21 protein-coding genes and 1 tRNA gene are annotated in these 26,455 nt (G+C 70.7%); 16 read left to right on the plus strand and 6 right to left on the minus strand.

The window, feature by feature from the left end; genetic code table 11:
* Window positions 1-10 precede the first annotated feature (10 nt).
* The 5 genes from cpaB to ACULK4_RS01775 are packed head-to-tail and all read left to right on the plus strand — an operon-like array spanning window position 11 to window position 5,434.
* Window positions 11-775: a Flp pilus assembly protein CpaB gene (gene cpaB, locus ACULK4_RS01755; RefSeq protein ID WP_445964740.1), complete on the plus strand. Its 765-nt coding sequence runs from the start codon at window positions 11-13 to the stop codon at window positions 773-775.
* Complete coding sequence (locus tag ACULK4_RS01760; RefSeq protein WP_445964741.1) at window positions 772-2,160, plus strand: CpaE/TadZ family protein; 1,389 nt, start codon at window positions 772-774, stop codon at window positions 2,158-2,160. The genes cpaB and ACULK4_RS01760 overlap by 4 nt, the downstream gene beginning before the upstream one ends.
* A complete protein-coding gene (locus ACULK4_RS01765) occupies window positions 2,157-3,617 on the plus strand; it encodes a TadA family conjugal transfer-associated ATPase (RefSeq protein ID WP_445964742.1) in 1,461 nt (486 codons plus the stop codon). The genes ACULK4_RS01760 and ACULK4_RS01765 overlap by 4 nt, the downstream gene beginning before the upstream one ends.
* Window positions 3,617-4,570 (plus strand): type II secretion system F family protein, encoded by a 954-nt coding sequence (locus ACULK4_RS01770; RefSeq protein WP_445964743.1) that lies wholly within the window; start codon window positions 3,617-3,619, stop codon window positions 4,568-4,570. The genes ACULK4_RS01765 and ACULK4_RS01770 overlap by 1 nt, the downstream gene beginning before the upstream one ends.
* 9 nt (window positions 4,571-4,579) lie before the next feature.
* On the plus strand, window positions 4,580-5,434 hold the full coding sequence (locus ACULK4_RS01775; RefSeq protein WP_445964744.1) for a type II secretion system F family protein: 855 nt from the start codon (window positions 4,580-4,582) through the stop codon (window positions 5,432-5,434).
* 83 nt (window positions 5,435-5,517) lie between these two features.
* Here the strand turns inward: ACULK4_RS01775 and ACULK4_RS01780 are convergent, their stop codons facing one another.
* Window positions 5,518-6,180 (minus strand): methyltransferase family protein, encoded by a 663-nt coding sequence (locus ACULK4_RS01780; RefSeq protein ID WP_445964745.1) that lies wholly within the window; start codon window positions 6,178-6,180, stop codon window positions 5,518-5,520.
* 167 nt (window positions 6,181-6,347) lie between these two features.
* Between ACULK4_RS01780 and ACULK4_RS01785 the strand changes: the two genes are divergently transcribed.
* A complete protein-coding gene (locus tag ACULK4_RS01785) occupies window positions 6,348-7,418 on the plus strand; it encodes an alpha/beta hydrolase (RefSeq protein WP_445964746.1) in 1,071 nt (356 codons plus the stop codon).
* Window positions 7,419-7,472: 54 nt separating this feature from the next.
* Here the strand turns inward: ACULK4_RS01785 and ACULK4_RS01790 are convergent, their stop codons facing one another.
* Together ACULK4_RS01790 and ACULK4_RS01795 are read right to left on the minus strand one after the other, a co-directional pair.
* On the minus strand, window positions 7,473-7,961 hold the full coding sequence (locus ACULK4_RS01790) for a YajQ family cyclic di-GMP-binding protein (protein ID WP_445964747.1): 489 nt from the start codon (window positions 7,959-7,961) through the stop codon (window positions 7,473-7,475).
* 106 nt (window positions 7,962-8,067) lie between these two features.
* Complete coding sequence (locus tag ACULK4_RS01795) at window positions 8,068-9,090, minus strand: LacI family DNA-binding transcriptional regulator (protein ID WP_445964748.1); 1,023 nt, start codon at window positions 9,088-9,090, stop codon at window positions 8,068-8,070.
* Between the two features lie 175 nt (window positions 9,091-9,265).
* Between ACULK4_RS01795 and ACULK4_RS01800 the strand changes: the two genes are divergently transcribed.
* The 4 genes from ACULK4_RS01800 (at window position 9,266) to ACULK4_RS01815 (ending at window position 11,288) form a co-directional block, all read left to right on the plus strand.
* Window positions 9,266-9,433 (plus strand): hypothetical protein, encoded by a 168-nt coding sequence (locus tag ACULK4_RS01800; RefSeq protein ID WP_445964749.1) that lies wholly within the window; start codon window positions 9,266-9,268, stop codon window positions 9,431-9,433.
* A gap of 10 nt (window positions 9,434-9,443) precedes the next feature.
* On the plus strand, window positions 9,444-10,112 hold the full coding sequence (locus ACULK4_RS01805) for a PH domain-containing protein (RefSeq protein ID WP_445964750.1): 669 nt from the start codon (window positions 9,444-9,446) through the stop codon (window positions 10,110-10,112).
* Between the two features lie 149 nt (window positions 10,113-10,261).
* Window positions 10,262-10,343, plus strand: a tRNA-Tyr gene (locus ACULK4_RS01810).
* Window positions 10,344-10,457: 114 nt separating this feature from the next.
* Window positions 10,458-11,288 carry an inositol monophosphatase family protein gene (locus ACULK4_RS01815; RefSeq protein WP_445964751.1) on the plus strand — a complete coding sequence of 277 codons (831 nt, stop codon included), beginning with the start codon at window positions 10,458-10,460 and terminating at the stop codon, window positions 11,286-11,288.
* 94 nt (window positions 11,289-11,382) lie between these two features.
* Here ACULK4_RS01815 and ACULK4_RS01820 read toward each other — a convergent pair whose 3' ends face one another.
* Window positions 11,383-12,810, minus strand: a complete 1,428-nt coding sequence (locus tag ACULK4_RS01820; protein ID WP_501043350.1) for a hypothetical protein — start codon at window positions 12,808-12,810, stop codon at window positions 11,383-11,385.
* Between the two features lie 57 nt (window positions 12,811-12,867).
* On the opposite strand from ACULK4_RS01820, the gene ACULK4_RS01825 reads away from it, so the two are divergent.
* Window positions 12,868-13,959, plus strand: a complete 1,092-nt coding sequence (locus tag ACULK4_RS01825) for a M23 family metallopeptidase (RefSeq protein WP_445964752.1) — start codon at window positions 12,868-12,870, stop codon at window positions 13,957-13,959.
* 647 nt (window positions 13,960-14,606) lie between these two features.
* Window positions 14,607-15,572 (plus strand): endonuclease domain-containing protein, encoded by a 966-nt coding sequence (locus ACULK4_RS01830; protein ID WP_445964753.1) that lies wholly within the window; start codon window positions 14,607-14,609, stop codon window positions 15,570-15,572.
* 575 nt (window positions 15,573-16,147) lie between these two features.
* Here ACULK4_RS01830 and ACULK4_RS01835 read toward each other — a convergent pair.
* Window positions 16,148-17,830, minus strand: coding sequence for a glycoside hydrolase family 13 protein (locus ACULK4_RS01835; RefSeq protein ID WP_445964754.1), 1,683 nt, complete (start codon window positions 17,828-17,830; stop codon window positions 16,148-16,150).
* Window positions 17,831-18,071: 241 nt separating this feature from the next.
* Between ACULK4_RS01835 and ACULK4_RS01840 the strand changes: the two genes are divergently transcribed.
* From ACULK4_RS01840 to ACULK4_RS01850, 3 genes are all read left to right on the plus strand, one after another.
* Window positions 18,072-19,310: a sugar ABC transporter substrate-binding protein gene (locus ACULK4_RS01840; RefSeq protein WP_445964755.1), complete on the plus strand. Its 1,239-nt coding sequence runs from the start codon at window positions 18,072-18,074 to the stop codon at window positions 19,308-19,310.
* A gap of 86 nt (window positions 19,311-19,396) precedes the next feature.
* Window positions 19,397-21,016, plus strand: a complete 1,620-nt coding sequence (locus ACULK4_RS01845) for an ABC transporter permease subunit (RefSeq protein ID WP_445964756.1) — start codon at window positions 19,397-19,399, stop codon at window positions 21,014-21,016.
* A complete protein-coding gene (locus tag ACULK4_RS01850; protein ID WP_445964757.1) occupies window positions 21,016-21,999 on the plus strand; it encodes a sugar ABC transporter permease in 984 nt (327 codons plus the stop codon). The genes ACULK4_RS01845 and ACULK4_RS01850 overlap by 1 nt, the downstream gene beginning before the upstream one ends.
* 63 nt (window positions 22,000-22,062) lie before the next feature.
* Here the strand turns inward: ACULK4_RS01850 and ACULK4_RS01855 are convergent, their stop codons facing one another.
* Window positions 22,063-24,330 carry a COG1470 family protein gene (locus tag ACULK4_RS01855; protein WP_501043351.1) on the minus strand — a complete coding sequence of 756 codons (2,268 nt, stop codon included), beginning with the start codon at window positions 24,328-24,330 and terminating at the stop codon, window positions 22,063-22,065.
* 91 nt (window positions 24,331-24,421) lie between these two features.
* On the opposite strand from ACULK4_RS01855, the gene ACULK4_RS01860 reads away from it, so the two are divergent.
* Window positions 24,422-26,452: a COG1470 family protein gene (locus ACULK4_RS01860; RefSeq protein ID WP_445964759.1), complete on the plus strand. Its 2,031-nt coding sequence runs from the start codon at window positions 24,422-24,424 to the stop codon at window positions 26,450-26,452.
* Window positions 26,453-26,455 lie beyond the last annotated feature (3 nt).

Here is a 26,455-nt window from a genome sequence, read left to right on the forward strand (position 1 = left end):
AAAGCCACACATGAAGACACGCATCATCGGCGCGATCGTCGCGCTCGTCCTCGCCATCGTCGGTACCGTCGTCCTCGTGGGCTACGTGCGCGGCGCCGACCAGCGGGCGGCCGAGGGTGCGGAATTCGTGGACGTGTACGTCGTCGACGAAAACATCCCCGAGGGCACCCCCGCGGAGGAGATCGAAGAGCTCATCTCGCGTACCGAGCTGCCCGCGATCTCGGTCGCCGAGGACCGCGTCACGGACCTGGCTGATCTCGTCGGGCTGGTCACGGCCGCCGAGCTCCTGCCGGGCGACCAACTGCGGGAGGACCGATTCATCGATCCGGCCGTGCTCGCGGCACAGGGTGACGTGCCCGTTCCCGAGGGCATGCAGGAGGTCACCGTCGCGCTTGAGGTGCAGCGCGTCGTGGGCGGCGCCATCCAGCCGGGGAGCAGGATCGGCATCGTGGTCACCAACAAGCTCCAGCCGGGGCCGCCCACGCAGGAGGGGGCGGCGACGACGATCCCCGGCACCAGGTTCATCGACAACCAGGTGCTCGTCACGCGGGTGAAGGCCGGCTCGACCTACACGCCCGAGGAGGGCGAGGAGACCACGAGCGCGGTGCAGAACATCATGGTGACCGTCGCGATGACGGCCCCGCAGATCGAGAAGCTCGTCTGGGCGCGGGAGATGCAGGAAGACGACCTCGCAGGTGTCTGGCTCACGCTGCAGAACGAGGGCACCAGCGTCGACGGCTCTCAGCTCATCGGACCGGCGAACATCCTCCCGTGACGCGCTATCTGCTCATCAGCCGCAGTGTCGAGTACGAGGTCCGCCTCGGCTCGATGCTCGGCAGCGAGCTTGCCAGCGTCGCCGGCGAATACCTGAGCTTCGGCGTTGAGCAGGTGCTGTCGCAGATCCCGGATCAGACACCGCACATTGCGCTGCTGGGGCCAGTCCTCAACTACGAGGAGACACGGCAACTCGTCGAGTCACTCACCGAGCGCTTTCCACAAGTCGGCATCATCGTCGTCCGGGAGCAGCGGGCCGACCTCGAGGACTGGGTCGACGGGATGCGGCTCCACGCCGTGCTCGCCCCTGATGCGAGCGAGCCGGTCACGCGCGCCCTGTTCGATCGCCTCAAGGGCTGGCTTGCACAGGTGCATGACATCGACGCGGCGTCCGGCGACTGGGGCGATCGGGCCTATGTCTCAGTCGAGGAACCGCGCCAGGAAGACGACTCCGCCGCGAGCGACTCGGAGGCGCCCGCCGAGACGGCATCGCTCGAGCCGACAGCCGAACCGACCGGTCTCGCCGCCCTCCTCGAGGCGGCGCCGCAACCGCCCGCGCCCGAAGAGCACGCGGAGCCGGAATGGCTCTTCCCTGCCGAACTGCCCGAGGGGGCTCGCTCCGACGTCATCGCCGTAGTGGCACCGAAGGGCGGGCAGGGCAAGACCACCGTGTCGGTGAACCTCGCCGCGGGACTGGCGTCCGCCGCGCCCAACTCGGTCGTGCTCGTCGACGCCGACGTGCAGTTCGGCGACATCGCGGCCGCGCTCGACCTCGATCCGACGCACACGCTGGTCGACGCCGTCCAGGTCGCCGCCGCCGGCGATGAGCTCGCCCTGAAGACGTTCCTCTCCCGTCACGCGGCGGGCTTCTACATCATCCCGGGAGCGGCGAGCCCCGAGACGGGCGACGAGGTCTCACCGCAGCAGCTCGGCGTGCTGCTCCGCCAGCTCACCCAGATCTTCCGATACGTCATCGTCGACACGACGCCCGGTCTCGACGAGCACACGCTCGCCGTCATCGAGAGCTCGACCGACGCGGTCTTCGTTACGAACATGGGCGTCCCCAGCCTTCGCGCGATGCGCAAGGAGCTCGAGCTCCTCCAGCAGATCGCCCTGCTCCCGCCGAACCGCCACATGGTGCTCAACTTCACCGAGAAGCACAGCGGACTGACCGTCCGCGACGCCGAGCGCATCGCGGGCGCGCAGATGAACGTCGTGATGCCGAGATCCACGGCGGTACTCCTTGCGAGCAATCGTGGCGTCCCGCTGCTGCTCGATGACCCGAAGGATCACGCCGCCGTCGCGCTCCGCGACCTGGTCCTCCGGATCGACCCCTCAGCTCATGCCCGACGCCGACGCACCAACAGAAAGGCGGCCGCAGAATGAGGTTGAACGAACGACTCGACGCCGCTCGCGGTATCCGTCGCACACCGGAGCCCCCGGTCGCACCGGAACCCATGACCGAGGACCGCGGGAACGTCGGCCTGCAGGTCGACGAGGAGACGCTGCCGCCGGAGGCGGTGATCCTCGCACCCGCCGTGATCGAGCACCACGAGGATCCCTTGGCCGCCTTCAAAGAGTCTGCGGCCCAGGAGCTGTTCGCGCGCATCGGCTCGCGCCTGAACGATTCGACGATGACGGAGGAGAAGCTGCACGCGCTCGCGCGTTCGGAGCTCGGCCAGATCGTCGCCGCCGAGCAGACCGCGCTCACCGCGGCGGAACGGTATCGGCTCATCGACGACATCGCGGCCGATGTCCTCGGGTACGGCCCTCTCGAGACCCTGCTCGAGGACCCGACCATCACCGAGGTGATGGTCAACCGCCATGACCAGGTGTACGTGGAGCGCGAGGGCCGGCTGAGCGAATCGGCATTGCGGTTCACGAGCGAGGCCCAGCTGCGTCGCGTGATCGACCGGATCGTCTCCCGGGTCGGCCGCCGCATCGACGAATCCTCGCCGCTCGTGGACGCCCGCCTCGAGGACGGCTCGCGCGTCAACGCGATCATCCCGCCCCTCGCGGTCAACGGGCCCTCGCTCACGATCCGCAAGTTCGCGCGCACGCCGTACACGGTCGAGGACCTGGTGACGTTCGGCACGATGACCCGCGAGATGGCGACGGTCATGGATGCCGCCGTCCGGGGCCGCCTGAACATCCTCGTCTCCGGCGGCACCGGCACCGGCAAGACGACGCTGCTCAACGTCCTCTCCGCGTTCATTCCGTCCACCGAGCGCATCATCACGATCGAGGACGCCGTCGAACTCCAGCTCCAGCAGGACCACGTAGTGCGCCTGGAGTCGCGCCCCGCGAACATCGAGGGTCGTGGTGAGGTCACCATCCGCGAACTCGTCCGCAACTCGCTGCGCATGCGGCCCGACCGCATCGTCATCGGCGAGGTCCGCGGCGGTGAGAGCCTCGACATGCTCCAGGCGATGAACACGGGTCACGAGGGATCGATCTCGACCATCCACGCGAACTCTCCGCGCGACGCGATCTCCCGCATGGAGACGCTCGTGCTCATGGCGGGCATGGATCTCCCGCTTCGGGCCATCCGCGAGCAGATCGCGTCGGCGATCGACATCATCATCCAGATCGGCCGCCTCAAGGACGGCACTCGTCGCATCACGCACGTCACCGAGGTGCAGGGCATGGAGGGCGACATCGTCACGCTCCAGGACGCGTTCGCCTTCGACTACTCGGCGGGCATCGACGAGCACGGCCGTTTCCGCGGGCACGCGGCGGCGACCGGGGTGCGGCCCCGGTTCGCCGAGCGGCTCGCGGACGAGGGGATCGCGCTGCCCATGTCGGTCTTCCAGCCCGAGGTCCGACTGTCGCGGGAGTTCTGATGAGTCCGCTTCTCCTCATCTTCGGAGTCGCGATCACGCTGCTCGCCCTGCTCGTGCTCGTCTTGTTCGTGTTCTTCCCCGCCGCTCCGCGCGTCAGCAAGAGCCGGCGTATTGCGCCGGGCGACGAGCCCGACTCTGCACTGACCCGCCTCGCAGATCGCACGGTGTCCGCCGTCGAGTCGGCGACACGCGGACGCGACGACAGCATGCGCCGCTACCGCCTCGAGCAGGCGGGCATCAAGCTGGAACCAGCCGGATACACCGTCGTCACCATTGCGGCCGCCGCCGTACTCGGCATGATCGGCTTCGTGCTCGGCTGGGGCACCTTCTGGTCGGTACCCCTGGCCCTGGTGTTCGGCGCGGTCGCATTCGTCGTGGCCCAGATCGTCGTGTCCGTACGGACACGTCAGCGCCGAGCGAAGTTCGGATTCCAACTCGACGACACGCTGCAGCTCCTCTCCGGCGGTCTGCGGGCGGGGCACAGCCTGCTCCGCGCCATCGACTCCGTGTCACGAGAAGCGGACGCGCCGACGTCCGAGGAGTTCACTCGCGTGGTCAACGAGACCAGGCTCGGCCGCGACCTGGGCGAGGCGCTCGCGGTCACCGCGGAGCGCATGCAGAGCGACGACTTCTCCTGGGTCGCACAAGCCATCGCGATCAATCGCGAGGCGGGCGGCAACCTGGCCGAGGTCCTCGACCAGGCGGCGAACACCATCCGCGAGCGCAACCAGATACGCCGGCAGGTGAGCGCCCTGAGCGCGGAAGGTCGGCTCTCGGGGATCATCCTCGTCGTGCTGCCGATCGCCGTGTTCCTGTTCCTCCTCTGGGTTCAGCCCGCCTACTTCGCGCCGATGTTCACCAGCCTGATCGGATGGATCGCCCTCTTCCTCGCGTTCGTCCTGCTGGTCGTCGGCACCATCTGGATGTTCGCCACCGTCCGCGTGAAGTTCTAGGAGCCCGCAATGCAGTACATCGGCTTGATCGCGGCGCTCACTGTCGGCGTTTCCATCGGCCTCGTCGCCTGGTTCCTCATCGGCGCCGGCAGGGTCAAGACGGTCGAGGCGGCAGGCGCCGAGACCACTGAGCCGGTTCAGCGCGCCTCCTTCTCCGAAAGTCTCGTGAGCGCGGCCCCGAAGGGCTACATCGGCTGGCTGGAGCGCCAGATCATCTACGCGGGCCGCCCCGAGAGCTGGTCCGTCACGAAGATCTTCGTCTGGAAGATCATCCTCGTGATCACCGTCCTGGTGCTCGGCTGGCTGTTCATCTCCTCGGGCCCCGCGCCGATCCGGTTCCTGCTCGCCTTCGCGGCCCTGATCCTCAGCTTCTTCATCCCAGACGTGCTCATCAACAGCCGCGCGCACGACCGCCAGAAGGCGATCCAGCTGGCGCTGCCCGACACGCTGGACCAGATGACGATCGCCGTCGAGGCTGGCCTCGGCTTCGATGCCGCCATGGCGAAGGCGGGCCGCAACGGGCGTGGCCCGATGGCCGAGGAACTCATCCGCACGCTGCAGGACATGAGCATCGGGCGCACGCGCCGTGACGCGTACGCGGCCCTCGAGCAGCGGACGAACAGCGAGGACCTCCGCCGGTTCGTCCGGGCGGTGCAGCAGGCCGACGCGTACGGCGTGGCGATCGCCGACGTGCTCCGCGTGCAGGCCGGTGAGATGCGCATCAAGCGGCGTCAGCGCGCCGAGGAGCAGGCGATGAAGATCCCGGTGAAGATCGTCTTCCCGCTCGTCTTCTGCATCCTGCCCGTGCTCTTCATCGTGATCCTCACGCCCGCCGTGATCGGCTGGATGGCAGCGTTCAACTGACTGCACCACACGGCCGTCGAACGGGCCGTCGAGCGGCCCATTCTCGTGTAGCCGGGAGTCGGCGTTCGACCGGAGATTCAGGCTCAGAACAGGCCGGGCACGAAGCGCTTCGTCCGAAGCTTGTACGCCGCATACTCCGGGACGTGCGCCTCGAGCAGCCGCTCCTCCTGGATCGCGCGGTACACCTGGATGACGCCGACGAGCACGAGGATCCCGACCTTCGCCCAGCTCGGCGAGAAGCACACGGCGCCGGCGAGCACGATGATCTCGCCGACGTACAGCGGGTTCCGGATGACGCCGTAGGGGCCGTGCTGCACGAGCGTCCGCACCTTCGCCTCCACACCGAAGCTCCGGCCCAGCACGGCGAGGGAATAGACGGTGAACGCCATTCCCAGCGTCATGAGCGCGACCGCGAAGATGGCCACGCCATCCGGGACCTCGGAGCCGCCCACGAATGCGAGGGCCATGGGAAGGAACGTCCCCAGATAGGCCGCGGCCCGCGGGGCGAATCCAGTGCTCTCGGCCTTGGCCGGGGTCCTGATGATCAGGAGGAGCACCGCGATGACGTAGAAGGCGATCAGGAGGGCCAGGTAAATCAAGTAGAGAGCGCCCGCGAGGCCAGAAGCCGCGTGACGATCTGCATTCGAGACCAGCGAGAAGATCGTCAGGCACAGCAGGAACACCAAGACGGGGACGAGGACCACGCGCTCGACGTCGATAGATCGCAGTTGTTCACGCAGCCGCATGGGGGGTCCTCCGGTGGTTCGGGGAAAACGTTTCGGGGGGTCTTGCCGATGGACATCCGGCCGCTGGATCGGGCCCCCGGGCTAGATCATAACCGCCACGCCGCCGCGCTCGACGCGGAGCTGGGCAGAAGCGGGTGTCACTGACATTCGTTGCCTAGGCTGGCGGCATGGACGGGGACGGAACCGCGACCGCCGAGCCGACGCCGGGGACGGCCGAGGCGGCGAGGTGGGAACCCGACATCCTCGGGCCCGACTTCGAGCAGCTCACGCTGCCGCTCGGCGAGGACGACGAGGGCGAGGTCGTCGCGACGCTCGTCCGGTACGTGCCAGAGCCGCGTATGGCGAGGCGCGAGCGCCGGTGGCCCTGGCCGTGGGAACCCGCACCCGAGCCGGAAGCCCCGCCCGCGGCATCCGGTGCCGACGTGCTGTACGTGCACGGGTGGAGCGACTACTTCTTCAACCCCGAGATCGCCCGGTTCTGGGCCGACGCGGGAGCACGCTTCTTCGCGCTCGACCTGCGCAAGTACGGGCGCAGCCTGCGGGAGGGGCAGACGCCCGCGTACGTCACCGACTTGGCCGCGTACGACGCCGACCTCGAGGCCGCGCTCGCCGCAATGGACTCCGGCGGGCGGCCGCTGATCCTCATGGGGCACTCGACCGGCGGGCTCATCCTCAGCCTGTGGGCGGCCCGCAACACCGGGCGCGCCGCCGCGCTCGTGCTCAACAGCCCGTGGCTCGAGTTCCAGCTGAGGGGGATCGGACGGCAGGCGATCTCGCCGGTCATCGAGTTCGGGGCCCGCGTCAACCCCACGCGCCCGCTGCCCAACATCGACCGCGGCTTCTATGCCCGCTCGATCGCGCGCGAGTTCGACGGAGAGTGGGAGTACGACCACCGCCTGCGGCCCGATCGGGGGTTCCCGATCCATCCGGCCTGGCTCACGGCGATCCTCGCCGGACATGCCGCGATCGATGCCGGAATCGATGTGGGCGTGCCGGTGCTGACGCTGCTGTCGGCTCGTTCCACGTTCCAGCCGCGGTGGGATGACGCGATGCTGACCACCGACACGGTGCTCGTCGTCGACGACATCGCCAGGCATGCGATCGACCTCGGCACCGAGGTCACGATCGTGCGGATCGATGGCGCGCTGCACGACGTGTTCCTCTCGCGCGAGCCGGCCCGCACCGCCGCCTACGTCGCGATCACGCGCTGGCTGCGCGGCTACGCGCCGCAGGGCTGAGGGGAGCGGGATGCCCGGCGCCGCGGCATCCGCTCGCCGCCGACGCGACCGCGACTAGCGGAAGTTGACGAACTGCAGGTCGACGTCGAGGTCGGCGGCCTTGAGGATGCGGATGGTCTCCTGCAGGTCGTCGCGGCTCTTCGACTGCACGCGCAGCTCGTCGCCCTGGATCTGCGACTTCACCGACTTGGGTGCCTCGTCGCGGATGATCTTGCCGATCTTCTTCGCGTTCTCCTGCGATATGCCGTTCTTCAGGGCGATCTCGATGCGGAACTCCTTGCCCGACGCGTACGGCTCGCCCGAGTCGAGCGACTTCAGCGAGATGCCGCGCTTGATGAACTTCGACTGCACCACGTCGAGCACGGCCTTGACGCGCTCCTCGGAGCTCGCCTTCAGCAGGATCTTCTCGCCCGACCACTCGACCGACGCGCCCACGCCCTTGAAGTCGTAGCGCTGATCGATCTCCTTGCGGGCCTGGTTGACCGCGTTCTCGGCCTCCATCTTGTCGACCTTGCTCACGATGTCGAACGTCGAATCTGCCATGCGCGCCAGTCTAGCGAGGGGGTGAACGGATGCCACGGGGCCGGAGCAGCGTCTCGGGACGCGCTGCGCGCTCCTCGACCCGCACAGGGCGCCGGTGGGCCGGGCGTCAGCCCTCGGGCGGCGTCGCCGTCGACGAGCGCACGCGCAGCTCGAACGGCAGCTGCGTCATCGACGCTCCGGGCGCGGCATCCGGACCCGGCTCGAGGTGCTCCATCAGGATCTCGACCGCCTTCTCGCCCTGGCCGCGCGGGAACTGCGCCACCGTCGAGAGCCCGAAGAAGTCGGAGAGGTCGTAGTCGTCGATGCCGATGATCGACACGTCGCGCGGCACGACCAGGCCGAGGTCGCGCGCCGCGAGGATCGACCCGATCGCCATCTCGTCGGACGCCGCGAAGATCGCCGTCGGACGGTCGTGCGGGCGGCCCAGCAGCTGCTTCGCCGCGTGGTACCCGCCGCGGATCGTGAAGTCGGCCGGCGCGAACAGCGAGGGATCGGGCTCGACGCCGACGTCGCGCAGGGCGCCCTCGTAGCCGATGCGGCGGTTCGTGGGCAGGTGGAAGTCGAGGTCGAACTCGAGGTCGCCGCCGATGTGCGCGATGCGCCGGTGCCCGAGCCCGATGAGATGCTCGGTCGCGAGCCGCGCCACCGCCACGTCGTCGATCGTGAGCGTGCGCACCCCCGGGATGGGCCCGCCGACACCGACCAGCGGCTTGCCGAGGTCGTGCAGGCGCTGCACCTCGTCCTCGGTCAGCTCGAGCGACACTGCGATCACCGCGTCGACGCGCTGCCGAAGCAGGAAGTGCTCGAACACGCTCGACCGCTCGCGCCCGTCGCCCGACAGGTTGTACAGCGTCAGGTCGTACCCGCGGCGCAGCAGCGCCTGCTGGGCGCCCTCGAGCACCGACGAGAAGAACCACCGGTTGAGGAACGGGATGACCACGCCGATGTTGCGCGTGCGACCCGACGCGAGGCTCGACGCGTTCGACGACACGACGTAGCCGAGCAGGGCCGCGGCCTCTTCCACCTTCGCCTTCGATGCCGGCGAGACGTGTCCGCGGCCGCTCAGGGCACGCGAGACCGTCGCGGTGGAGACCCCCGCGAGCTTCGCCACTTCCTCGATGCCGGCCATCGCTCCTCGCCCGCCGCGGGTTGCCCGGGATGCAGCCCGGCGGCATCCGATCCTATCGCCGCGCGGAGTGGCGCATTGCCGTGCCCCGCGTTCTGGGGTAGTAAGGCAGGGTTCAGGGCTCGTCCATTCGGGGGGACAGGCTTGCCCACCGCACCGTTACGGAAGGGAATTCCACGTGAAGTGGGTCAAGCGCATCGCCGTGGGTCTCGTCGTCGTCTTCGCCCTGTTCTACATGGTCACCCGCCCGGAGGACGCCGCGGGCGCCGTGCAGGGCGCGGCCGCAGCCGTCTGGGGCGGAGTCGAGGCGGTGGGTCGGTTCTTCACCTCGCTGGCGGCGGGATAGCGGCGAACGGATGCCGCAGGTGATGCCGAAGGCGCGGACCCTGTTCGACCCCCGGGTCGAACGGTTCCTCATCGCCGACGAAGGCGAGGTGATCGTCGACGAGGTCGCCAAGCACTGGGCCGCGATCGTGAAGCCCGTGATGCTGCTCGTCGCGTCGCTGCCGCTGCTCATCATCGCGTTCTGGGTTCCGCCGCAGGCGTGGTGGGTGCCGGCGCTCGGCGCGGTCTCGCTCGCGGTCTGGGGCATGTGGCGCATCCTCCAGGCCCAGATGGACCGCTTCGTCATCACCAACATGCGCGTGTTCCGGGTCCACGGCATCCTCACGCAGAACATCGCGACGATGCCCCTCGCGCGAATCCTCGACATCTCCGTGCACCGGCCGGTGGTCGGCCGCATGTTCGGGTTCGGCCACTTCGTGTTCGAGTCGGCCGCGCAGACGCAGGGCCTCAAGGAGATCCGTTACGTGGGCGCGCCCAACGAGCGCGACCTCACCATCCAGCGGGTCATCGCCCGCGCCGGCCTCCGCGGCCCGGTGCGCAACGGCACGCAGCCGCTGCCGGGCATGCCGCCGGTGATCCAGCACCACCGGGCGCACGACCCCGAAGACGGCCCCGACGAGTACCGCGACGGCCGACGCGACGAGCTCGGCCCGAACGACACGATGCCCATCCACCTGTGAACGGATGCCGCACGCGGGCACCCGCGATGCGGCATCAGCTGGGCCCGGCGCGGGCCCCGCGGCATCCGCCCGCCCCGATTTCTCGACACGCCGCCGCATGGGTATCCTTGTGTGGCCCCCGGTCGTGTGAACAACGTGGCCGGGTGTACGGCGAGTTACCCAAGCGGCCAAAGGGATCTGACTGTAAATCAGCTGGCATAGCCTTCGGGGGTTCGAATCCCTCACTCGCCACCGCCGCAAAGCCCCGGTTCACCGGGGCTTTCGTCGTTTGTGGCCTCGGCGGCCGGCTCGTCGCCGGGCGCAACGGGGCGAAGCGGATGTCGCGGCGGGCGTAGCGTTGAGCCCATGACGCCTGACGCCGGCCACGCGGCATCCGCAGACCTGCTCGCCATCGCCCGACGCATCGCGCTGACCGTCGCGGAGACCGCCCTCGAGGAGCGCCGCCGCGGCATCGCCGTCGAGGCCACCAAGTCGACCCCGACCGACATCGTCACCGCCGTCGACCGCGACACCGAGGCCCGGATCCGGTCGATGATCCTCGACGCGCGGCCCGACGACGGCATCTTCGGCGAGGAGGACGACACCCACGTCGGCACGAGTGGGCTGAACTGGGTCGTCGACCCGATCGACGGCACCGTGAACCTGCTGTACGACATCCCGGCGTGGTCGGTGAGCATCGGCGTCGTCGACGGGCCGCCCGACCCGGAGCACTGGAACGCGCTCGCGGGCGTGGTCGTGAACCCCGTGTCGGCTGAGGTGTTCTCGGCGGCGACCGGCGGGGGAGCGCACCTCGGCGACCGCGAACTGCGCGTGAACGACGACGTGTCGCTCGCCCAGGCGCTCGTCGGCACCGGCTTCGGGTACTCCGTCGACCGGCGTCGCACCCAGGCCGAGGCGCTGCTGCACGTGCTGCCGCGGATCCGCGACATCCGCCGGATCGGGTCGGCGGCGCTCGACCTCGGCGCCGTCGCCGCCGGACGCCTCGACGCCTTCTACGAGCAGGGGCTGAACCCCTGGGACCACGCCGCGGGTGCGCTCATCGTGCGCGAGGCCGGCGGGCGGGTCGGCGGACCGGACGGGGGACCGGAGAGCGACCGGCTGCTGCTCGCGGCGGCGGCGTCGGTGTACGACGAACTCGCCGCGCTGCTGCGCGAGGCGGGGGTGCCGGCGGACTGAACTCCGCCCGTGGCGCGTCGGCGCGCTTCCTCCACAGCCTTGCGGCGGATGACACGGGGGACTTCGTCCACATGGCGATCCGGCGACCGAACGGTTACGCTTTATCGATCCGTGACCTCGGCCGATGGTCGAACCCCACGGCGAAGCATCCCCCGATACCGAGCCGAAAGCCCCCCACGTGCCCGAGTCCCCCCTCGTGCCCGACGGTTTCACGCCAGGCACCCAGGCCCATTCGCGGCCTTCGCGAGCCCTGACGCGTCGCGAGTTGCGGGATCGCTCCACCCCTCCGGCCGAGCCGGTCGGCCCTCGGGCCGGCACGGACTCGGCCTTCGGCGTCTCCGGGGCCAGGTCGTTCGAATCGCTGCTGCCGCCGCGCGGCGCTGGGGCGAGTGCGTCGACTCCAGGGGCGCGTGCCGTGCCATCGGCGGCTGCGGTGCGCGCGTCCGGGTCCGGGTCCCGGTCCGGGTCCGGTAGAGCGGATGCCACGGGCCCGCTGCGCCCCCGCGATCGCCGCGAGCCGGTCGCGCCCCCTGCTGCGCCCGCTTCCCGGCCGGCGCCGTCGGCGAACCCGGCGCCGTCCGCGGGTTCCGCGCCGTCTGCGCGCCCCGAGCCGACCACGACCGGGGACTTCGTCCCGCGCCGCCTCCGGCGCGACCCGGCCACGACCAGCGGCGAGCTCGCCCACGGCACGCCTGCGGCGGCGCAGGTTTCGCGGCCGATCCCGCACGAGACCCGCGCGCCCGCGCAGCCGCATGGCGTCGCCGAGGCGCGTCACGATGCGCCGTCGTCGCGCACCGGCCGACGCGCCGCATCCGCGCCGTCCGACCACGGCCCGGAGCAGGCTCCGCAGCGCCCGCCGGCGCGCGAGCCGCGCCCGGTGCCCCCGCCTCGCGCCGAGCGAGCCGCTACTGGCGATCGTCCTGCGGCCGAGCGGACGATGGGCGAGCGTCCCGCCGGCGAGCGCCCCTACTCCGAGCGATCCGACTCCCGACTGCAGCGCCCTGTCGCCGGTCGCCCGGTCGGTGACCGTCCCGCGGGGCCGCGTCCGGTCGGTGACCGCCCCGTCGATGAGCGTCCCGCGCAGGCGCGTCCGGTGGGTGAGCGGCCGGGGCCGCAGCATCCGGGCGGCGAACGCGCGGTGGGTGAGCGTGCGGTGCAGCAACGTCCGGTGGGTGAGCGCCCGGACCTGCAGCGTCCGGCGGGTGAGCGTCCTGCACGGCAGCGTCCGGTCGGTGAGCGTCCCGCGCAGCAGCTTCCGGTAGATGAGCGTTCGGCGCCGCAGCGTCCGGTGGGTGAACGTCCTGCACAGCAGCGACCGCTCGGTGAGCGCCCCGCGCAGCAGCTTCCGGTGGATGAGCGATCGGCGCCGCAGCGTCCGGTGGGTGAACGTCCTGCACGGCAGCGACCGATCGGTGAGCGCCCGGTCGGCGAGCGTCCCGCGCAGCAGCGTCCGGTCGGCGAGCGCCCAGTCGGCGAGCGCCCAGTCGGCGAGCGTCCGGTCGGCGAGCGTCCTGCCCAGCACGACTCGATCGCCGCGCGTCCCGAGTCGATGCGGACGTTGCGGCCCGAGGCGCCGCGCGTGATCCCCGCAGACCGGCGCCCACTCGCCGAAGGCTCCCGGCTCGATGATCGGCCGGCGCCGCGCCGCGACGGGCCGCGCGACCTCCGAGCCGACTCGACCGACGACCTGTCTGCAGTGCTCTCGGCTGCCGCGAACACCGGCCGCGCCCCCGCGGGGCTCGAGTTCCGCGAGTTCGACGTCGAGCCGCCGCGGGAACGCCGTCGTCCGCCGGTCGAGGAGCCGCGGGCGGCCGCCCCGGATGCGGCCGCAGCCTCGCCCGGCGGCCGCAACGCCGGACGACCGTTCGCGCCGTCTCCGGCCCCGCATGCCCGGCGCACGGGACCCGCGACTCGTCCCGACTCGACCGCCGCATCCCGCCCGACGCGAAGCCGCTCGCTTCGCCGCGCGATCACCACGCGGGTTGCGAGCACCGTGGCGATGGGCTTCGTCGCACTGCTTGCGATCGCGACATCCGTGCCCTCGCTCTCGCTGCTCTCGCCCGCCGACGTGCAGGCCATGGCGCTCAGCGAGACCACGATCGTCACGATCGACGGCCAGCGCGTCGACATCACCGGCGACGCGGCCCCCGCCGCGATCGGGCGCGAGGACTACCAGGCGCAGACCATCGAGGAGTACGCGCGTGCGGCGGGCATCCGCCCCGAGGCGACCTTCACGAACAACCCGCTCGGCACCATCCAGTGGCCGTTCGCGGTCGGCGTGCACATCGGCGACCGGTTCGGCTACCGCAACTGCGCCGGCTGCTCGACCAACCACCGCGGGCAGGACTTCAACCCGGGCGACGGTGCCGAGATCCAGTCGATCGCCGACGGCGTCGTGTCCGTCTCGACCGACGCGGGAGGGTCGCTCGGCGCGGTCACCATGATCGACCACGTCATCGACGGCCAGACCGTCACGAGCGTCTACGCCCACATGCAGTACGGCACGCGCCGCTTCGAGGTCGGCGACGTCGTCGGAGTCGGCGACGTCGTGGGCAACACGGGCAACACCGGAATGTCGACCGGCCCCCACCTTCACTTCGAGATCCGCATCGGCGGCGTCGGCGGCACGCACGTCGACCCGCTCGAGTGGCTCTGGGCGAACACGAACTAGACGGATGCCGCGGCCCCACGCCCGCCGCCGCGCCCCGCCGCCCGCCTCTTCAACCGCACGCGCGCCCGTCCGCGCCACCCGCGACCGCGCGACCAGCCGGGCCGTGGCACTCGGATCCGCCCCATCCTCCGGCCTCGGATGCGTCCACAGGCCCGCGTACCGCAGGATGCGGCGGCTCGTGCGGCCGGTGGGGCGCGGATGCCGCGTCTGGTCCTGTGGTGCGGGCGGTCGGTGGGTGCCGTCTCGCTCGGTACCGCAGGATGCGGCGGTTCATGCGGCCGGTGGGGCGCGGATGCCGCGTCTGGTCCTGTGGTGCGGGCGGTCGGTGGGTGCCGTCTCGCTCGGTACCGCAGGATGCGGCGGTTCATGCGGCCGGTGGGGCGCGGATGCCGCGTCTGGTCCTGTGGTGCGGGCGGTCGGCGGGTGCCGTCTCCCGCGGTACCGCAGGATGCGGCGGCTCGTGCGGCCCGTGGGGCGCGGATGCCGCGTCTGGTCCTGCCGTAGGGACGGCGAAGCACGGTCGAGCGGCCGGCACCCGGGCGTGCGGCCGGCACCCGGGCGTGCGGCCGGCGTCGAGCATCGGTCGGATCGCGCAGGTTCTCCACAGGCCCACCCGGAGCGGCGGGACGAGGCGTCACACTCGGCTGGTGGGTGCGAAGAATCCTGATGAGTCCGTGGCCGGCGCCATCCGAGCACGCGGCGGTGCACTGCCGTTCCGGCAGCTCGACGCTCTCGAGTTCACGCGGGAGCAGGTGCGGGCCGCGCGCGAGGCGGGCGAGATCCTGCAGGTGCGTCCCTGGTGGTTCGCGACCCCGGACGCGCCCGCCGACGTGGTGCGGGCCGTACGGGTCGGTGGGAGTCTCACCGCGTCATCCGTCGCTCGACTCGAGGGGCTCTGGGGCCGCCCCGACCCGCTGCTGCACGTCCGCGTGCCCAAGACCGCCGGACGGCTCTGGTCGCCCCTTCCGCCCGACGAGACCGGAGGAAGGAGAGTCGCACTGGACAGGGCGGCGCACGGAGTGTGCGTGCATTACCGAGCCGAGTCCGGCGTGGTCGGAGCGCGAGATCCGTTGCTGATCGCACTCGCCGAACTCGCGAGGTGCGCTCCTCGCCTGGACGCGCACATCGCCGTCGATTCGGCGCTCAACCTCGGTCGGATCGACGACGACGCGCTCGCCGAACTCCGAAGGAGGCTGGGGTCCACGCGGCACGCCATCGTCGATGGAGCGGACCGCGGATGCCAGTCCGGGATCGAGACGATCGTCCGGTTGCTGCTGCGCGGTCTCCGGGTGCGGCACCGCACGCAGGTGAGCATCCCTGGAGTCGGACGCGTCGACGTGCTCGTCGGAGACCGGCTGGTCATCGAGGTCGACGGCGAGGGATTCCACACCGGGTACGAGTTCGAAGCGGATCGCCGCCGCGATTTCGAGCTCGTGATGCGCGGCTACCTCGTCCTCCGGCTGAGCTACAAGATGATCACCGGCGATTGGGACCAGGTGCGGGCCGGCATCGTCGCGCTCGTCGAGCGTGACGAGCACCGCTGGGGACGGCGGGCACGCCGACATGAGCGATCGGCCGGGGAGTCGCTGGCCAAGCGGCATCCGGTCGCGTGAGCGGCTGCTCGACAGGACCCGCGCCGAAACCGCCTGCTGGGTTCAGCCGGTGCGGACTGCAGGATGGGGCGGGTCATGCGGGCGCTGGGGGTGGGATGTCGCGTGTGATCCTGCGGTACGGGGACGGCCCGGAGGGGCGTGCGGGTCGGGTGGGTGCGGACTGCAGGATGGGGCGGGTCAGGCGGCCGCTGGGGGTGGGATGTCGCGTGTGATCCTGCGGTACGGGGACAGCCCGGAGGGGCGTGCGGGTCGGGTGGGTGCGGACTGCAGGATGGGGCGGGTCAGGCGGGCGCTGGGGGTGGGATGTCGCGTGTGATCCTGCGGTACGGGGACGGCCCGGTGGTGTGCGCGGGGCTGTGGGCTCGGGCTGCAGGATGGGACGGGTCATGCGGCCGCAGGGGAGGGGATGGGGCGTCTCGTCCTGCGGTGCGCGACCGCCGGGCGGGCGGCGGCGAGCGGCAGACGCAGCCGGCAGACGCAGCCGGCAGTCAGCTGCCGGAGGCCGGAGGTCGGGCGGCGGGATCACGAGGGGGCGGACGCCGCGGCATCCGCCCGCTCGTGTGCGTCGACGAGCGTTAGGCGCGCAGCCAGACCGTCGTGTCGGCCGGCAGCTCGCCGCCCGAGACGTCGGCGCTCGCGAGCAGCACCTCGCCCGCCGGGAGCGCGACCGGCGAGGAGCCGGTGTTGCCGATCACGACGACCGAGCCGTTGCGGAACGCGAGCACGTCGTCGGCGTAGCCGTCGAGCCACTCGACGGCGCCGGTCGCCAGCGACTCCGACCGGCGCAGGCGCAGCGCGGTGCGGTACAGCTCGAGCGTCGACCCGGGCACGCCGCGCTGGCGGTCGCGCGCGAGCGACGCCCACTCGGCGGGCTGGGGCAGCCACGCGGCATCCGTCGGCCCGAAGCCGTACGAGGGGGCGTCGGCCTCCCACGGGATGGGCACGCGGCATCCGTCGCGGCCGTAGCGCTCGCCGTCGGTGCGGAACCAGGTCGGGTCCTGGCGCGCCTCGTCGGGGAGGTGGATCGCCTCGGGCAGGCCGAGCTCCTCGCCCTGGTAGACGTAGGCCGAGCCCGGCAGCGCGAGCATCACGGATGTCGCGGCGCGGGCGCGACGCAGGCCGACCTCGGCGTCGGGCAGCCCGGCGCTCTTCGGGCCGATGCCGTGGCCCTGCAGGCTGTCGGCCTCGAGGGCGAGGCGCGAGGCGTGGCGGATCACGTCGTGGTTGGAGAGCACCCAGGTCGACGGGGCACCGACCGCGCCGAACGTCTCGATCGAGTGGTCGATGACCGAGCGGAGGGCGGGTGCGCTCCACGGCGTCTCGAGGTACGCGAAGTTGAAGGCCTGGTGCATCTCGTCGGGACGCACCCACTTGGCGACGCGGGTGAGCGGGTCGACCCACGCCTCGGCGGCGAGGATGCGCTCGCCGTCGTAGGAGTCGAGCAGCGTGCGCCAGTCGCGGTAGACCTCGTGCACCTCCTCCTGGCCCCAGTAGGGGGCGCCGTCGCCCTCGTCGTGGATCTCGGGCTCGAGCGGCACGCCGCCCTCGAGGCCGTGGGCGTTGCCGCCCATCGACCCGGCATCGGCCGGCGGGGTGTAGTCGGGGAGCCCGTCGGCCTTGATGAGGCCGTGCGCCACGTCGACCCGGAACCCGTCGACGCCCCGGTCGAGCCAGAAGCGCAGGATGCGGCGGAACTCCTCGCGCACCTCCTCGTCGGTCCAGTCGAAGTCGGGCTGCGAGCTGTCGAAGATGTGCAGGTACCACTGGCCGGGCGTGCCGTCGGCCTCGGTCACGCGGGTCCACATGGGGCCGCCGAACACGGACTGCCAGTTGTTGGGCGGCAGCTCGCCGTGCTCGCCCGTGCCCTCGCGGAAGATGTAGCGGGCGCGCTCGGGGCTGCCGGGCGCGGCGGCGAGCGCCTGCTGGAACCACGGGTGCTGGTCGGAGGAGTGGTTCGGCACGAGGTCGACGATGACCCTGAGTCCCAACCGGTGGGCCTCGGCGAGCATGTCGTCGAAGTCGGCGAGCGTGCCGAAGAGCGGGTCGACATCGCAGTAGTCGGCGACGTCGTACCCGGCGTCCTTCTGCGGCGACGGGTAGAAGGGGGAGAGCCAGATGGCGTCGACCCCGAGGTCGGCCAGCTCGGGCAGGCGAGAGCGGATGCCGGCGAGGTCGCCCATGCCGTCGCCGTTCGCGTCGGCGAACGACCGGGGGTAGATCTGGTAGATCGCGGCGGTGCGCCACCATTCGGAAGTCATGAAGGGGATCCTAGGTCAATCTGAAAGCGTTTGCAGATGGGGGCCGGTCGCACTTTCCTGAGTAAGCGGTATCGATCAGATAACGCGGAGTTGTCAATGCGACCTTGACAGGGTATACCTGAAACCGCTTGCATTCACGACTGCGAGCGACATCCAAACGGAAGAACGGCCTTTCGAGCACGGTGCACAGGTCACCAGGCGAAGGCGCCGATCTCACGCACACTGAGAAGGGCACACACCAATGCGGGTGAACAAGAAGCTGTTCGCGGCCGGCGCCGTCGCCGTCGTCGCGACCCTGGGCCTCGCGAGCTGCGCGAGCGGCGATGCCGACAACGGCGAGAACGGCGCCTCGGGCGAGGGCGGCACGCTGACCGTCTGGGTCGACGCCGAGCGCGTCGACGCGGTGCAGGGCGCGGCCGACGCGTACGCCGAGGAGACCGGCGTCGAGGTCGAGATCGTCGGCAAGGACAACGCCACCATCAAGGACGACTTCATCCAGCAGGTCCCGACCGGCGAGGGCCCCGACATCACGATGGGCGCGCACGACTGGCTCGGCGAGCTGTCGACGAACGGCGTCGTCGCGCCGCTCGAGCTCGGCGACTCGGCCGGCGACTACCTCGACGTGGCGATCAACGCCGCCACCTACGAGGGCACCGTCTACATGCTCCCCTACGCGGTCGAGAACATCGCCGTGCTGCGCAACGCCGACCTCGTCCCCGAGGCCGCGACCAGCTGGGACGACATGATCAAGAAGGGCAACGACGCCGGCCTCGACCAGCCGTTCGTCGTCGAGCAGGGCGCCGAGGGCAACCCCTACCACCTCTACCCGTTCCAGACGGCGTTCGGCGCTCCGGTCTTCGGCACCAACGACGAAGGCTACGACCCGACCGACCTGCAGCTCGGCAACGAAGGCGGCATCGAGTTCGCCAAGTGGCTGGGTGCGCACGGCAAGACCGGAACCGGACATTTCAACACCGACGTCGACGCCGACATCGCCAAGCAGGCGTTCCTCGACGGTACGGCGGCCTTCTGGCTGACCGGCCCGTGGAACGTGGGCGCCGCGGTCGACGGCGGCGTGAACGTCGCGATCGACAAGGTTCCCAGCCCGACCGGGGACCCCGCCTCGCCGTTCGCCGGCGTCAAGGGCTTCTTCGTCTCCTCGGAGTCGGAGAACAAGGTCGCCGCGAACGACTTCCTGGTGAACTACATCGGCACCGAAGAGGTGCAGCTCGAGCTGTTCGAGGCCGGAAACATCCTGCCCGCGCTCTCGTCGGCTGCCGAGACCGCGTCGAGCGACCCGATCATCGAGGGCTTCGCGGCCGTCGGTGAGGAGGCCGTGCCGATGCCCGCCATCCCCGCCATGGGTTCGGTGTGGCAGTACTGGGGCATCGCCGAGGCCTCGATCATCAACGGCGAGGACCCGGTTGCGACCTGGGAGAAGCTCGCCGCCGACGTCCAGGCTGCGATCGACGCCAAGTAACGGCTGAGCACTCCGGGTCGGATGCCGCGCAGGCGTCCGGCCCGGAGCGCTCCCGTTCGACGAGAAGAGCGAGCAATATGGGCAGCATGATCGACGAGGACGTCACGGCCGACGCCGAGTCAGTGAAGAAGCCGACGAAACGTCAGCGCCAGGCGGCCTCGATCGCCGACGCGGCATCCGGCAACATGAAGTCGTTCATCATCAAGCTCGTGCTGATGGGCCTCGTGGACGCGATCGCGGTCTACGCGATCTTCATCCTCGCGGTGCAGCGCGAGTGGCTCGTGCTCGGCGTCATCGTCGCCGTGACGGCCTTCGTCAACTGGATCTACTTCTCCCGCCGGCGGCTCCCGGCCAAGTACCTCACCCCGGGCGTGATCTTCCTCGCGCTCTTCCAGGTGTTCGTGCTCCTCTACACGGGGTACGTCGCCTTCACGAACTACGGCACCGGGCACAACGGCTCGAAGGAGCAGGCGGTGAGCTCGCTCATGGCGGCCTCGCTCGAGCGCGTGCCCGATTCGCCGACCTTCCAGGTCACCGTCGTCGACCAGCTCGGCACGCTCGGCCTCCTCGTCACCGACCCCGACGGCGACGTGCAGCTCGGCACCATGGAGCAGCCCCTCGCCGAGGTCGACAACGCCGAACTCGAGAACGGCAAGGCCGTCGCCGTCGACGGCTGGACGACCCTCTCGTTCAGCGAGGTCATCGCCCGCACCGACGAGATCACCGAGCTCGCGGTCCCCGCCTCCGACGACCCGAACGACGGCGCGCTCCGCACACCCGACGGCTCGAACGGCTACCTCTACACGTCGAACCTCGAGTACGACGAGGCCGCGGGCACGATGACGAACACCGACACCGGCGTCGTCTACAGCGACGAGGGGACCGGCGCGTTCGTCGCCGAGAACGGCGACGAGCTTCGGCCGGGCTGGCAGATCGTCGTCGGGTTCGACAACTTCATCCGCGCCGTCACCGACCCGCGCCTGGCCGGTCCGCTCGTCTACGTGACGCTCTGGACCTTCGCCTTCGCGCTCATCTCGGTCGCGTCGACGTTCTTCCTCGGACTCTTCCTCGCGATCACGTTCAACGACATGCGCATGCGCGGTCGCAAGGCCTACCGCATCGCGATGATCCTCCCGTACGCGATCCCGTCGTTCCTGTCGGCCCTCGTGTGGGCGGGCATGATGAACGAGAGCTTCGGCTTCATCAACCAAGTGCTCCTCGGCGGGGCATCCGTGCCCTGGCTCACCGACCCGTTCGTCGCGAAGATATCCGTGCTGCTCGTGAACCTCTGGCTCGGCTTCCCGTACATGTTCCTCGTCTGCCTGGGTGCACTGCAGTCGATCCCCGACGACGTGCAGGAGGCCGCGAAGGTCGACGGCGCGAGCTCGTGGAACGTGTTCCGCCTGATCAAGCTGCCGCTGCTGCTCGTGAGCGTCGCACCGCTGCTCATCGCGTCGTTCGCGTTCAACTTCAACAACTTCAACGTGATCTACATGTTGACCAACGGAGGGCCGCGAGACACGGCCGCGCCGATACCCGTCGGCTTCACCGACATCCTGATCTCGATGGTCTACAAGGTGGCGTTCACCGGCCAGACCCGTGACTACGGGCTCGCGTCGGCGTACTCGATCATCATCTTCATCGTGGTCGCGGTGATCTCGATCATCGCCTTCCGCCGCACCAAGTCGCTCGAGGAGATCAACTGATGGCCGACCCGCGTCCCGTGTCCGGCACCGAGGCCGGCCTCCTCCAAGGCGAGATCGACGAGGAGCGCGCCGCCGTGCAGGCGGGCGGCGACCCCGAGCTGACGCGCGGAGTCCAGCAGAAGCGCCCGTTCAGCTTCGGCCGCTGGTTCAAGGCGACCGGATGGCGCCACCTCGTCGGCATCGTCATGGTCGCGTTCGCGCTGTTCCCGATCGTGTTCGTCATCTCGTCGTCGCTCAACCCGGACGGCACGCTGACCGGGTCGAACGCGCTGTTCTCCGAGATCGGCTTCGACGCGTACGCGCGGATCCTCACGAACCCGCAGGTGCCGTTCACCGCGTGGTTCGGCAACACGATCCTCATCGCGGGTGTCACCGCGCTGCTCACGGTGTTCCTCGGCGCGCTCGCGGCGTACTCGTTCTCGCGCATGCGGTTCACGGGCCGCCGTTTCGGGCTCATCTCGATCGTCGTCATCCAGATGTTCCCGCAGATGCTCGCCGTGGTCGCGATCTTCCTCGTGATGACCGCCATCAGCGATTGGTTCCCCGCGATCGGCCTGAACACGCACATCGGTCTGATCATGGTCTACCTCGGCGGCGCGCTCGGCGTGAACACGTACCTCATGTACGGCTTCTTCAACACGATCCCGTCGTCGATCGACGAGGCCGCGAAGATCGACGGAGCCGGTCACGCGCGCATCTTCTTCACGATCATCCTCCGGCTCGTCGCGCCGATCCTCGCGGTCGTCGCGCTGCTCTCGTTCATCTTCTCGGTGAACGACTACGTGGTCGCCTCGGTCATCCTCATCGACACCGACAAGCAGACGCTCGCCGTCGGCCTCACCAAGCTCGTGTCGAACCCGCGCTACGCCGACTGGGCGGCCTTCTCGGCGGGCGCCGTGATCGCGGCGCTGCCGGTCGTGCTGCTGTTCCTGTACCTGCAGAAGTACATCGTCGGCGGGCTCACGGCCGGTTCCGTGAAGTAGCCGACACCACGACGGCGAACGGATGCCGCGCGCGGGCCACCCGCGTCGCGGCATCCGTTCCGCTCACTCGAACTCGAGCGGTTGGACCTCCGTCGCTTCCCAGCGGATCGGCCATCCGCCCGGCACCGCGGCGCCCCCTGCGAGGTCCCGCTCGTCCTGGGGCGGGTAGGTGACCACGCTCGCCTTCGACCACAGGTGGGCGTCGAACGTTCCATCGAACCATGCGTCCTCGGCGACGGTGAACGTCAGCTGGATGGGGGCGATCTCGCCGGTCGCAGTCGCGTCGAGCGTGCACACGCGCTCGCGCCCGTCATAGCTCGCACACCCGATCGGGTCAGCGGTCGGATCGAGGTCGGCCGGCCAGTCGAAGTGCACCCGGATCAGCCGGGAGCCGTCCTCCGCTGCGGTTCGGTCGTCGAAGATCGCGGGAGTGAGCCTCACGGTCGCCTGCACCTCGGCGCCGGGTGCGGCGGCGGGGGGATCGAACTGCGCGTCGACCGGGAACACCTCGGCGCCCAGCACGACCGGCCCGGAGACCGGGGGGACCAGCTCGGCGACCTCGACCTCGCCCAGCGTCCGGTCGCCCTGCGTGAGCCCCACCGGCTCGAACGAGACGAGTCCTGACGCCGACCCGTCGGTCGGCACCTGGAGCGACATGAAGATGTACTGCGTCTCGAGCGCGCCGCCGACCCACCTGCCGCTTCCCTGATCGAACGGGGCGACATCGGCCGGGAAGTCCACGACGCAGACATCCGCCTCGGGGACGAGGATGCAGGCGGGCGCGCCGTACTGGAGCGAGGCGCCGTAGAGATTCGGCGGGTCGGCGAACCCGGGTGCCGAGATGCGGAACGAGAACTCCGCATCCTCGGTGCTCGCGTCGACGGTGCGGTGCACGGCGAGGACGAACAGGCGTGTGCTCGATTCGGGGTCGGGCCGGTACGCCTCGACCGCCATCCAGAACGGCGGTGGCTCGGTCGCGATCTCGAGCTGCGCAGTGTCGCTCGGACGGATCCCGGGATCGACCTCGGTGATCCTGCCGTCGTCCAAGCTCACGAGTTCGCGCGGCCGTGCGGTGATCGTGCCCGTGAACCCCTCGGGTGGAGCGGTGAACGCGAGGTCGGCCTGGGCGCGGAACGCCGCCGGATCGATCAGGCATCGATCCCCGGGCCGCACCAGCCCGGGTGCATCCGAGTCCCTGAGGTCGCCGGATGCCGAGTCGGCCCATCCGAGGCACGTATCCCCGGCGAGGGCGAGTTCGTCCGGCCACGACACCGCGACGGCGACGAGAGCATCCTCCGGAGCCTCCTCGGCGTCGACCGCGATGGCGAGCTCGATGCCATCGACGGGATCGGGGTCCGACGGCGAATCCAGCTCCGTGACGACGGTCACCGGCTCGAGCACCGGCGTGTCGGTGGGCGTCTCCGTCTGCGCCTCGTTGATCGCCGCCGACTCCGCGATGCCGGTGAGGCCGTTCCACGCGAGCACGCCGAGGCCGACGAGCGCGGCCAGCCCGATCGCGCACGCTGCGATGATCGCTCCGATGAAGGTCCGGCCGGGCAGGAGGGGCAGCTGGCGGAACGTCCCCTCGAGCGTTTTCGCCGGCTGACCATTCGGCGCCACCGTGACGGCGAAGTCGTGGTGCACCGGATCGCCCCGCCACAGCAGGCCTCGGGCCTTCACGTTGAGCCCGACGCCGTCGCTCGACCGGGGAGCGAGCGCCACGCTCTGGCGGTCGGTGGTGAACTCCAGGTTGGCGGCGGAGACCGCGACGTCGGCGTCGACCTGGGCGTTCCCGGTGTTGGCGACCTCGATGAGGGTGGCTGCGCTGCGGCGCCCCTCGATCGTGGGCGGTGACAGCACGGCGTCGACGTCGCCGCCGACGCCGCCCGACGACTGGATCCTCGCGATCGCGCCGAGCACGAGGACGTCGTCGGGTCGGTCGGTCGAGACGACCTGGAAGCGGACGGCCAGCTCGCCGGCCGTCGGGTCCCCCGTGGCTTCGAGGTGCAACGTCGCGGTCGCGGTGGCCGTCTCTCCCGGTTGGACGAGCAGGCTGTCCGGTTCGATGTCGACATGCTCCGCGGCGTCGCCGACCGCCGAGAGGAGGTACGTCTCGGCGTCCTCGCCCTCGTTGCGGATCGTCAGCGTGAACCGCTCCGCCGTCCCGGGGGTGATCGTCAGCGAGGCAGGCTCGATGTCGGCGACCATGGCCATGTACCCGACGCTACGAACGAACGGAGTCGTGCGCGGCGGCCCTCCGAGCCGCCTTCCGGGCACGAGCCGTGCCCCTTCGGCCATCATGAACGTCGTCGTATCGCCGAGCGCGCACACGTCGTGCCCCTATGGGCATGATGCTGCAGACTGGGGCCTTCGGGCCATACGATCGCGGTAGCGGATCCGAGTGCGAACCGAGGAGTCGGCGATGGCCGTGCGGATATGCGACACCTGCGGCGCGGAGAACGACGCGTCGGAGCGGTTCTGCACGACCTGCCACGCCTACCTCTGGTGGGACGCTCCCGAGGAGGCCACCGCCGACAGCGTGGGCGGCACGACGCACGCGGACGCACCGCCGGCCGCGGCCGACGCGTCCTCCGCCGCCGGCGCGGCCGCGGATCCGGGTGCGGCGACCGCGGCGCACCCGCAGGCGACGTCGCCCGAGCCGCCGCTCGCGCCCGGCACGGACGGCGGCGGAACCCCGGCGACGCGCGAGAAGCACGCTGCGCCGCCGAAGGTGGTCGTGCAGACCCCGGAGGTGACGCTCGGACCGGATGCCGCGGCCTCGGTGGTGCTCGAGATCGCCAACCCGTCCGAGATCGTCGACGGCTACGACGTGGTGCCCGTCGACCCGCCGGAGTGGCTCGTCGTCACCACCGAGGACGCGCACCTGATGCCCGGGGAGACCCGCCAGGTCGGCATCCGGCTGGCCACCGAGAGCGACCAGATGGTGCTCGCGCAGCGGGTGACGATGCGCCTCGACGTGGTCTCCCAGGCCGACGCGGCCTGTCGGGCCGAGGCATCCCTCGACATCTCGGTACCGCCCACCGGCCCGCGGATCGCGATCTCGGCGCGCCCCGCACTGCTGCGCCTGCAGGATGCCGCGGCGGGCGAGTTCACGCTCATGCTCGACAACCACGCCTCCAACCATCCGCAGACGCTCCAGCTCTCGGCGAGCGATCCCGAGAGCGCCGTGCGGTTCGCATTCGATCGGACGCGACTGACGGTGCGGCCGGGTGCCGTCGAGGAGCTCACGGTGGCGTTCTCGTCGCCGCTCCCGGACCCGGGCGCGGAGGTCACGCGTCAGCTCACCGTGACGGGCCAGCACGAGGAGGGACCGGTCACGGCGACGCTCACCCTCGTGCAGCGCACCCGCCCGGCACCGGTGGACGCGCCGCTGCGGGTCCAGCTCTCACCCGCCCACCTCTCGAGCGTGAACGGTGCGGACGCGGACTTCGACGTCGTGCTCGACAACCGCGGCGGTCACAGCGCCCGGACGGTCGTGCTCTCGGCGCGCGACCCGGAAAATCGGCTCGGCTTCGCGTTCACCCCGAGGGAACTGACGATCCCGCCGGAGGGCGCCGTGACGGCCAGGGCACGGGTCCGCGCCGCCCCGCCCGCGGCCGGATCGACCGAGATGCGCCCGTTCACGGTGATCGCCTCGGACGGCAAGGCCGACGCCGAGGCCGAGGGGATGCTCGAGGCATCCGCGACGCCGGACCCCATGACGACCGCCGCACTCTTCGTCCAGCCGCAGCACCTCAACCTGGGCGCCGCGAGGCGCGGCGACCTGCGCGTCGACGTCGACAACCGGCGCGGACTCGAGCCGTTGCACGTGCGGCTCAGCGGCAGCTCCGACGACGGTGCGGCGACCCTGCGGTTCCACCCGGAGGAGGTGGTCGTGGCGCCCCGCGCGACCGCGGCCGTGCAGCTCGCGGTCGAGGCTCCGCGCCCGCCCGCGCGCCAGTCGATCACGCGCGAACTGAAGGTGCAGGCCAGCGACGGCCGGCAGGCGATCGCGGCGGACGCCTCGGTCACGCAGGCGACGCCGGATTCACGCCCCGCGTGGAGCCGGGTGCTGGTGATCTTCGGCGTGTTCTTCGTCGTCGTCGGATCGTTCCTGGAGTGGTTCGGCGGTGCCGGCGTGAACCTGCCCTCCATCGGGCGGATCATGGGCGTGATCCAGTTCCAGACGTTCGAGGGGGACTGGCCGTACCTCGTCGAGGCCGGGGCGCGCGTGCTCGTGCTCGTGCTCGCGGTGATGATGGCGTTCGGCATGACGGGCCAGTCCGGCGGGCTCACCCGGAAGTCGGCGGTGCTCATCGTCCTGCTCACCGTGGGCCTCGTGATCGCGGGCGCGGTGGCGGGGATGATCTCCGGCCCGGGGCTGGGCCTGCTCGCCGTCTGGTTCGGCGCCGTCCTCGGGTACATCGGCGGCGTGCTCGCCAAGCCGCGCTGAGTC

It is taken from the genome of Agromyces selenitireducens, assembly GCF_052748465.2.